The 7617-nt window shown below is 67.8% G+C and carries 7 protein-coding genes and 2 riboswitches; of the genes, 4 read left to right on the forward strand and 3 right to left on the reverse strand.

Going from position 1 to position 7617, the window contains the following annotated elements:
• The first annotated feature begins 13 nt into the window (after nt 1-13).
• A riboswitch (glycine riboswitch) is annotated at nt 14-107 on the forward strand.
• A gap of 1 nt (nt 108) precedes the next feature.
• Nucleotides 109-213: riboswitch (glycine riboswitch) on the forward strand.
• A gap of 48 nt (nt 214-261) precedes the next feature.
• The 4 genes from gcvT to gcvPB all read left to right on the forward strand — a co-directional run bounded on the left by gcvT (nt 262) and on the right by gcvPB (nt 4894).
• Nucleotides 262-1401: a glycine cleavage system aminomethyltransferase GcvT gene (gcvT, locus tag GRI89_RS13820; protein WP_159796752.1), complete on the forward strand. Its 1140-nt coding sequence runs from the start codon at nt 262-264 to the stop codon at nt 1399-1401.
• Nucleotides 1401-1772, forward strand: a complete 372-nt coding sequence (gene gcvH, locus GRI89_RS13825; RefSeq protein ID WP_159796755.1) for a glycine cleavage system protein GcvH — start codon at nt 1401-1403, stop codon at nt 1770-1772. The genes gcvT and gcvH overlap by 1 nt, the downstream gene beginning before the upstream one ends.
• A gap of 141 nt (nt 1773-1913) precedes the next feature.
• Nucleotides 1914-3275 carry an aminomethyl-transferring glycine dehydrogenase subunit GcvPA gene (gcvPA, locus tag GRI89_RS13830; RefSeq protein WP_159796758.1) on the forward strand — a complete coding sequence of 454 codons (1362 nt, stop codon included), beginning with the start codon at nt 1914-1916 and terminating at the stop codon, nt 3273-3275.
• 11 nt (nt 3276-3286) lie between these two features.
• The gene (gcvPB, locus tag GRI89_RS13835) at nt 3287-4894 is read left to right on the forward strand and encodes an aminomethyl-transferring glycine dehydrogenase subunit GcvPB (RefSeq protein WP_235913387.1); all 1608 of its coding nucleotides are present in this window, start codon (nt 3287-3289) and stop codon (nt 4892-4894) included.
• 131 nt (nt 4895-5025) lie between these two features.
• Here gcvPB and GRI89_RS13840 read toward each other — a convergent pair whose 3' ends face one another.
• From GRI89_RS13840 to GRI89_RS13850, 3 genes are all read right to left on the reverse strand, one after another.
• A complete protein-coding gene (locus tag GRI89_RS13840; RefSeq protein ID WP_159796764.1) occupies nt 5026-5901 on the reverse strand; it encodes an energy transducer TonB in 876 nt (291 codons plus the stop codon).
• Nucleotides 5902-5989: 88 nt separating this feature from the next.
• Nucleotides 5990-6919, reverse strand: a complete 930-nt coding sequence (locus GRI89_RS13845) for an electron transfer flavoprotein subunit alpha/FixB family protein (RefSeq protein WP_159796767.1) — start codon at nt 6917-6919, stop codon at nt 5990-5992.
• On the reverse strand, nt 6919-7617 hold a 699-nt coding region (locus GRI89_RS13850; RefSeq protein WP_159796770.1), incomplete at its 5' end, for an electron transfer flavoprotein subunit beta/FixA family protein. The genes GRI89_RS13845 and GRI89_RS13850, both read right to left, overlap by 1 nt.

A 7617-nucleotide genomic window follows, 5' to 3' on the forward strand; every position in this document is an offset into this window, starting at 1 on the left:
CGGGGCTTGCTCCGGCCGGACCGCGAGAGAGTGCAGCGGGCTTGCCCGAGGCCGCCGAAGGAGCAACCGCCCCGGAATCTCTCAGGCGAATGGATCGCGGGACCGGTAGCAGGGCACTCTGGAAAGCGTCTTCGCCCTGGCGGAGGCCACCGACGGTGTAAGTGCGGCTGCAAGCCGTGCCAGGCTCTCAGGTTTCCCGACAGAGGGGGCGATGGAGAACAAGGCCCGCGTCCGGGCGTTGCCATCATGTCGGGACGAACGATGAGCGAAGACGAGACGCCGCAACCCCTTGAAAAGCTGCCACTTGATGCGTGGCACCGCGCCAATGGCGCACGCATGGTGGGCTTTGCCGGCTACGAGATGCCGATCCAGTATGAGGGCATCCTCGCCGAGCACGAGTGGACCCGGACCCACGCCGGATTGTTCGATGTCAGCCACATGGGCCAGCTCATGGTGACCGGAACAGGTGCGAATGAAGCGCTTGAAACGCTTCTTCCAACCGCTGTTTCGGCGCTGAAACCGGGCAAGGTTCGCTATTCGCTGCTGCTGGACGAGAATGGCGGCATCCTCGACGACCTGATGATCACCAACTTTACGGGTGAGGACGGCGAGCCGGCCTACTACCTCGTCGTCAACGGGGCGACAAAGTGGGACGATATCGGCCATTTGCGCGAGCATTTGCCCGACGAAATCGGCCTCAATCACATGGAAGACCGCGCGTTGCTCGCCTTGCAGGGCCCCGATGCGGCGGCGACGCTCGAACGCGTCATGCGCGGGATCACCGAGGACTTCGGGTTCATGGAGGCCAGGCGCTGGGAATTCGGCGAGCTCGACCTGATCGTCACCCGCTCGGGCTATACCGGCGAGGACGGGTTCGAGATCTCGGTCGCCGCCGACCAGGCCGAACAGCTCGCCGGGCGGCTCCTGGCCGAGCTCGAAATCAAGCCGGTCGGGCTCGGCGCGCGCGATTCGCTGCGCCTCGAAGCCGGACTGCCGCTCTACGGCCACGACCTCAGCGAAGAGACCGACCCGGTCAGCGCCGGCCTCGAATTCGCCATCAGCAAGGCCCGCCGCAAGGACGGCGGCTTCCCCGGCGCCGAACGCATCCTCAAGCTGATCGACGAAGGCGCGCCGCCCCGCCGCGTCGGCCTCGCGCTCGAAGGCCGCATGGCCGCGCGCGAAGGGGCCGAGGTCTACTCGGCCGATACCAAGGTCGGCACGGTCACCAGCGGCGGCTTTGCCCCGACGCTCGGTCACCCGATCGCCATGGCCTACGTCGACGCCGCCCACTCGTCCGAAGGCACTAATCTGGAATTGGAAGTGCGCGGCAAGCGCCTGCCCGCCACAGTCGTGCCCATGCCCTTCGTCCCCCACCGCTACTTCCGCAAAGGAGCCGCCTGATGCCGCGTTACTTCACCGAGGACCATGAATGGATCGAGGTCGATGGCCAGACCGCCACCATCGGCATCACCGACTATGCGCAGGAACAGCTCGGCGACATCGTCTTCGTCGAGGTCCCGGCGGCCGGCGCGAGCCTCGCCAAGGGCAAGGAAGCAGCGGTGGTCGAGAGCGTGAAGGCGGCGAGCGACGTCTATTCGCCGGTCAGCGGCACGGTGACCGAGGGCAACGCCGCGCTCGAGGACGACCCCGCCCTCGTCAACACCGCGCCCGAGGGCGACGGCTGGTTCTTCAAGCTCACCGTCTCCGACGCCGCCGAGCTTGAAGGGCTGATGGACGAAGCGGCGTACAAGGACTTCGTGGCCGGGCTGTGATGTTTCGCCCCTCCCGCGAGCGGGAGGGGTTGGGGGTGGGCATGGGCCGACAGGCCCACCCCGCTGCGACTAGGGCCTGCTGCGCAGACCCAAGTCTCGCTGCCCCTCCCGCTTGCGGGTGGGGACTTGGAAAGGAAAACAATGCGCTACCTCCCCCTCACCGACACCGATCGCGCCGCGATGCTCGATGTCATCGGCGCCCCGTCGATCGACGCCCTGTTCGCCGACGTTCCGGCCGATCTCTACCTCGACAAGCCGATCGAGGGCCTGCCGCTCCACGCCAGCGAGATGGCGGTCGAGCGGCACATGCGCGCGCTCAGCAAGCAGAACCTTGCGGCGGCCGATGCGCCGTTCTTCCTCGGCGCGGGGGCCTATCGCCACCACGTCCCGGCGAGCGTCGATCACCTGATCCAGCGCGGCGAGTTCCTCACCGCCTACACGCCCTACCAGCCGGAAATCGCGCAGGGCACGCTGCAGATGCTGTTCGAGTTCCAGAGCCAGGTCGCGCGGCTGTTCGGCTGCGCGGTGGCCAACGCCAGCATGTACGACGGTTCGACCGCCTGCTGGGAAGCCATTACGATGGCCGGACGGGTGACGAAGCGCCGCAAGGCAATCCTCTCGTGCGGCCTGCACCCGCACTACGTCTCGACCGCCCAGACGATGGCCAGGTTCGAGGGGCATGGCATCGACTACGCGCTGCCGACGCTGACCGCCGAGACCGACTTCGCCGCGCTGGCCGACAAGGTCGATGGCGAGACCGGCTGCGTCGTGGTGCAGTATCCGGACATTCTCGGACGGATCGGCGACATGACGGCGCTGGCCGATGCCTGCCACGCTGCTGGGGCGCTGCTTGTCGCGGTGGTGACCGAGCCGGTCGCGCTGGGCGCGCTCAAGTCACCCGGCGAGATGGGCGCCGACATCGTCGTCGGCGAAGGGCAGGCGCTCGGCGTCGGGTTGCAGTTCGGCGGGCCCTATCTCGGCCTCTTCGCGGTACGCGATCCCAGGCACGTGCGGCAGATGCCCGGGCGGCTGTGCGGCGAGACCGTCGATGCCGAGGGCAAGCGCGGCTTCGTCCTCACGCTCTCGACCCGCGAGCAGCACATCCGCCGCGAGAAGGCGACCAGCAACATCTGTACCAATGCCGGGCTCTGCGCGCTGGCCTTCTCGGTGCACATGACGCTGCTCGGCGAGAAGGGCCTGCGCGCGCTGGCGGCGGAAAACCACCGCCTTGCTTGCCTCGCCGCCGACCGGCTGGCGCAGGTGCCCGGTGTGACGGCGCTCAACGAAGCGTTCTTCAACGAGTTCACGCTCGTCGTGCCCTGCGATGCGCGCCAGCTGGTGCGCGACATGGCCGGGAAGGGCGTGCTCGGCGGGGTCTCGCTCGGCAAGTTCTATCCCGACGGACAGGGACGCGAGAACAGCCTCGTCGTCGCCGTCACCGAAACCGTTACGGCGGAGGACATCGAGTGCCTTGCCGCCACCCTGCAGGAGTGCCTGGCATGAACGCGCCCAACATGAGCGGCTGGAAGCCCGGCACCCCGCAGGCCCCCGAAGGTTCGGACGGCGTCCACACCGTCACCGGCAATCGCGGGCTGATGCTCGAAGAGCCTCTGGTCTTCGAGATCGGGAATACCGAGACGACCGGTGTCGATTTCCCTTCTCCCCTCACGCTTGCGGGAGGGGCCGGGGGTGGGCCTGACACGGGTAGTGGCTCCACGCCCACTGCTGACTCCTCCCGCGTGCGGGAGGGGAACAGGCTCGGCGGCCTCGACCGCTCCGAAAGCTTCGGCCTGCCGGGCCTCTCCGAGCCGGAGACGGTCCGACACTACACCCGGCTCAGCCGCCAGAACTACGCCATCGACTGCGGCATCTTCCCGCTCGGAAGCTGCACGATGAAGCACAACCCGCGCCTCAACGAGAAGGTCGCGCGGATGCCCGGCTTCAGCGACCTGCACCCGCTGCAGCCCGAATCGACGGTCCAGGGCGCGCTCGGCGTGATCGACGAACTGGCGCACTGGCTGGTCAGCCTGACCGGCATGGCCGGGGTGGCGATGAGCCCCAAGGCCGGGGCGCACGGCGAGCTGTGCGGCATCCTGACGATCCGCGCCGCACTCGAAGCGCGCGGCGACGCGCGGCAGGTGATCCTCGTCCCCGAAAGCGCGCACGGCACCAACCCGGCGACCGCGGCCTTCGCCGGCTATGCGGTCGAGAACATCCCGGCGACGGCGGAAGGGCGGGTGGACCTTGCGGCGCTCGAGGCGCGGCTCGGGCCGGACGTTGCCGCGGTGATGATCACCAACCCCAACACCTGCGGGCTGTTCGAGCGCGAGATGAAGGCGATTTCCGATGCGGTCCATGCCGCCGGTGCCTTCGTCTATTGCGACGGGGCCAACTTCAACGCCGTCGTCGGCAGGGTTCGCCCGGGCGATCTCGGCGTCGATGCCATGCATATCAACCTGCACAAGACCTTCTCGACCCCGCACGGCGGCGGCGGACCGGGTTCGGGGCCGGTGGTGCTGAGCGAGGCGCTGATGCCCTTCGCCCCCCTGCCGTTCGTCCGCAAGACCGATGCGGGCTTCGACCTGATCGAGGAAGAGGACGACGCCGCCGCGCCGCAGAGCTTCGGCCGCATGGCTGCGTTCCACGGGCAGATGGGCATGTTCACGCGCGCGCTGGCCTATATCCTCAGCCACGGCGCCGACGGGCTGCGGCAGGTCTCGGGCGATGCCGTGCTCAACGCCAACTACATCCTGCGCCGCTGCGAGGACGTGCTCGACGCCCCGTTCGGCGCAACCGGCCCGTGCATGCACGAAGCCCTGTTCTCCGACGCGGGCTTCGCCGAGGGTGTGGCCACGCTCGACCTCGCCAAGGCGCTGATCGACGAGGGCTTCCACCCGATGACGATGTACTTCCCGCTGGTGGTCCACGGCGCGATGCTGGTCGAACCGACCGAATGCGAGAGCAAGGCCACGCTCGACCAGTTCATCATGGCCCTGCGCTCGATCGCCGAGCGGGCCCGCGCGGGCGACGAGAGCCTGCACCAGGCCCCGCAACTGGCCCCGCGCCGGCGGCTGGACGAAACGCTGGCGGCGCGGAGACCGGTGCTGGCGTGGGAAGGGTAAGCGTTCCGTTCGTCATTGCGAGCGTAGCGAAGCAATCCAGAGCGGAATCTCGTGGCGCCCTGGATTGCCGCGTCGCCTGCGGCTCCTCGCAATGACGAGGGAACGAGGCTCAGAGTTTCCCGGCCCGGCCGTCAGGACTGGTAACGCACCCGCTTGAACCACAGCGCGCGCACCGGCTGACCCGACGCGTCGAGCGCCGGGGAGAACCGCGCGTTGAGCATCAGTTCGCGGCAGGCCGAGGCGATGAAGACGTCATCGCCGACCGAGTTCTGGATCACGCAATTCTCGGCACGCCCCTCGGTGTTCACGATAATGCGGAAGTCGAGGATCGCACCTTCGCGATTCCTGCGCTGCTCGTCGGGATAGGTGTTCGGCGAGATCCACGTCGCGATGTTGGTGAGGGGCGTGGGTTCTTGTGAGAGTGACGCGACCTGCGCCGGATCGAAGCCCCAAGTCTTTACGAGGTCGTCCTCGCAAGTCTTCATCGCCGTCATCGGCGCGTCCATTGCCCCGGTCTCGAGGACGAAGGCACCTGCTTTCGGGACATCGAATGCCACCCGCTCGATCGACTTGGGATCGGCCTCCGGACCGGGCGGCAGGTCCTTGGCGTCGGGATCCTGCCCCGCGAACGATGTCGGGCCGAGCAGCAGCACGGGGCGGCCATCGTCCGCCTCGGCGATCCAGACAGTGTCCTTGAACTTGCGTTCTTCCTGTTCGCCCAGGCGCAGCGTGGTGCCGAAGGCACGGCGCGGCTTGCCCAGCGAGGTTCCCGCGATCTTGAGGTCGAAGCCCGCTTCGGGATGGGTCTGTGTCAGGTAAAGCGATAGCGTGGCATCGCCTTCACCGAAGTTGCGCGACAGCGTGCAGCTTTCCAGCCCGTATTCGAGGTTCCACGGTGTGCTCGGCTGGAGCACGTGCGCGGTCTCGTCCTTAGCTGCCGCAACAGTCGGCGTCAGCAACGCTGTTGCTGCGACGAGCGCGGTTCCAAGCCGATTAGGAATTCCCATGCCAGCATTCTCCCAATGCTTGGGGTAGCGCTAACATGGGTTCCTTCCGGCAGGCAAGGTGCCCGTTCCGGCACCTCAGGCGAACGGATCAGAGCTTTTCGGTCAGCTCCGGCACGGCCTGGAACAGGTCGGCGACGAGGCCGATGTCGGCGACCTGGAAGATCGGGGCGTCCTCGTCCTTGTTGATGGCAACGATGGTCTTGGAGTCCTTCATGCCGGCGAGGTGCTGGATCGCGCCCGAGATGCCGATGGCGATGTAGACTTCCGGGGCGACGATCTTGCCGGTCTGGCCGACCTGGTAGTCGTTGGGGACATAGCCCGCATCGACCGCCGCGCGGCTCGCCCCGACCGCCGCGCCGAGCTTGTCGGCAAGCGGGATGATGACCTGCTGGAAGGTCTCGGCGTCCTTGAGCGCGCGGCCGCCTGAGACGATCACCTTGGCGCTGGTCAGCTCGGGCCGCTCGCTGGCGGCGACTTCGGCGCCGACGAAGCTGGAGAGACCGGCGTCGCCCGGGCCGGAGACGTTCTCGATACTTGCCGAGCCGCCTTCCGCGGCGGCCTTGTCGAAGGCGGTGCCGCGGACGGTGATGACCAGCTTGGCATCGCTCGATTCGACCGTGGCGATGGCGTTGCCGGCGTAGATCGGGCGCACGAAGGTCTTGTCGCCCTCGATGCCGATGATGTCGGAGACCTGCATCACGTCGAGCATGGCCGCGACGCGCGGGGCGATGTTCTTGCCGGTCGTGGTGGCGGGGGAGAGGAAGGCGTCATGGCCGTCCATCAAGCCGGCGACGAGCGGCGCGACGTTCTCGGCCAGCTGGTGCTCGTAGGCGGCATCGTCGGCGAGCAGGACCTTGCCGACACCGGCGATCTTGCTCGCGGCATCGGCCACGGCCTTGCAGCCGCTGCCCGCGACCAGCAGATCGACATCGCCGAGCTTGGCCGCGGCGGTGACGGTCGCGAGCGTCGCGTCCTTGAGGTGCTGGTTGTCGTGTTCGACGTAAACGAGGGTCTTCATCAGGCGACTCCCAGGGCTTTGAGCTTGGCGACCAGTTCGTCGACGTTGGCGACCTTCACGCCGGCCTGGCGCACGGGCGGTTCGGAGACCTTGGTCACCTTGAGGCGCGGGGTGGTGTCGACGCCGTAGTCGGCCGGGCTCTTGGTCGCGAGCGGCTTGGACTTGGCCTTCATGATGTTGGGCAGCGAGGCGTAGCGCGGCTCGTTGAGGCGCAGGTCGGTGGTCACCACCGCCGGCAGCTTCAGGCTCTCGGTTTCGAGCCCGCCATCGACCTCGCGGGTCACGGTGACGCTGTCGCCCGAGACCTCGACCTTGCTGGCGAAGGTGCCCTGCGGCCGCCCCATCAGCGCGGCGAGCATCTGGCCGGTCTGGTTGGAATCGTCGTCGATCGCCTGCTTGCCGAGCATGACGATGCCCGGCGCTTCCTCGTCGGCGATGGCCTTGAGGATCTTGGCCACGGCGAGCGGCTCGACTTGGTCATCGGTCTGCACCAGGATCGCCCGGTCGGCGCCCATGGCGAGCGCGGTGCGCAGCGTTTCCTGCGCCTTGGCCGGGCCGATCGAAACCGCGATGATTTCCTCGGCCGCGCCCTTTTCCTTGAGGCGGATGGCTTCCTCGACCGCGATCTCGTCGAACGGGTTCATGCTCATCTTGACGTTGGCGAGATCGACCCCGCTGCCGTCCGCCTTCACGCGGGG

The organism is Croceibacterium salegens, from assembly GCF_009827435.1.
In the GTDB taxonomy this organism is placed as follows: domain Bacteria; phylum Pseudomonadota; class Alphaproteobacteria; order Sphingomonadales; family Sphingomonadaceae; genus Croceibacterium_B; species Croceibacterium_B salegens.

Excerpts from the sequence above, each read along its gene's own strand:
- gcvT (WP_159796752.1), top strand. The coding sequence starts at position 262 with ATGAGCGAAGACGAGACGCCGCAACCCCTTGAAAAGCTGCCACTTGAT.
- gcvH (WP_159796755.1), top strand. The coding sequence starts at position 1,401 with ATGCCGCGTTACTTCACCGAGGACCATGAATGGATCGAGGTCGATGGC.
- gcvPA (WP_159796758.1), top strand. The coding sequence starts at position 1,914 with ATGCGCTACCTCCCCCTCACCGACACCGATCGCGCCGCGATGCTCGAT.
- gcvPB (WP_235913387.1), top strand. The coding sequence starts at position 3,287 with ATGAGCGGCTGGAAGCCCGGCACCCCGCAGGCCCCCGAAGGTTCGGAC.
- GRI89_RS13840 (WP_159796764.1), bottom strand. The coding sequence starts at position 5,901 with ATGGGAATTCCTAATCGGCTTGGAACCGCGCTCGTCGCAGCAACAGCG.
- GRI89_RS13845 (WP_159796767.1), bottom strand. The coding sequence starts at position 6,919 with ATGAAGACCCTCGTTTACGTCGAACACGACAACCAGCACCTCAAGGAC.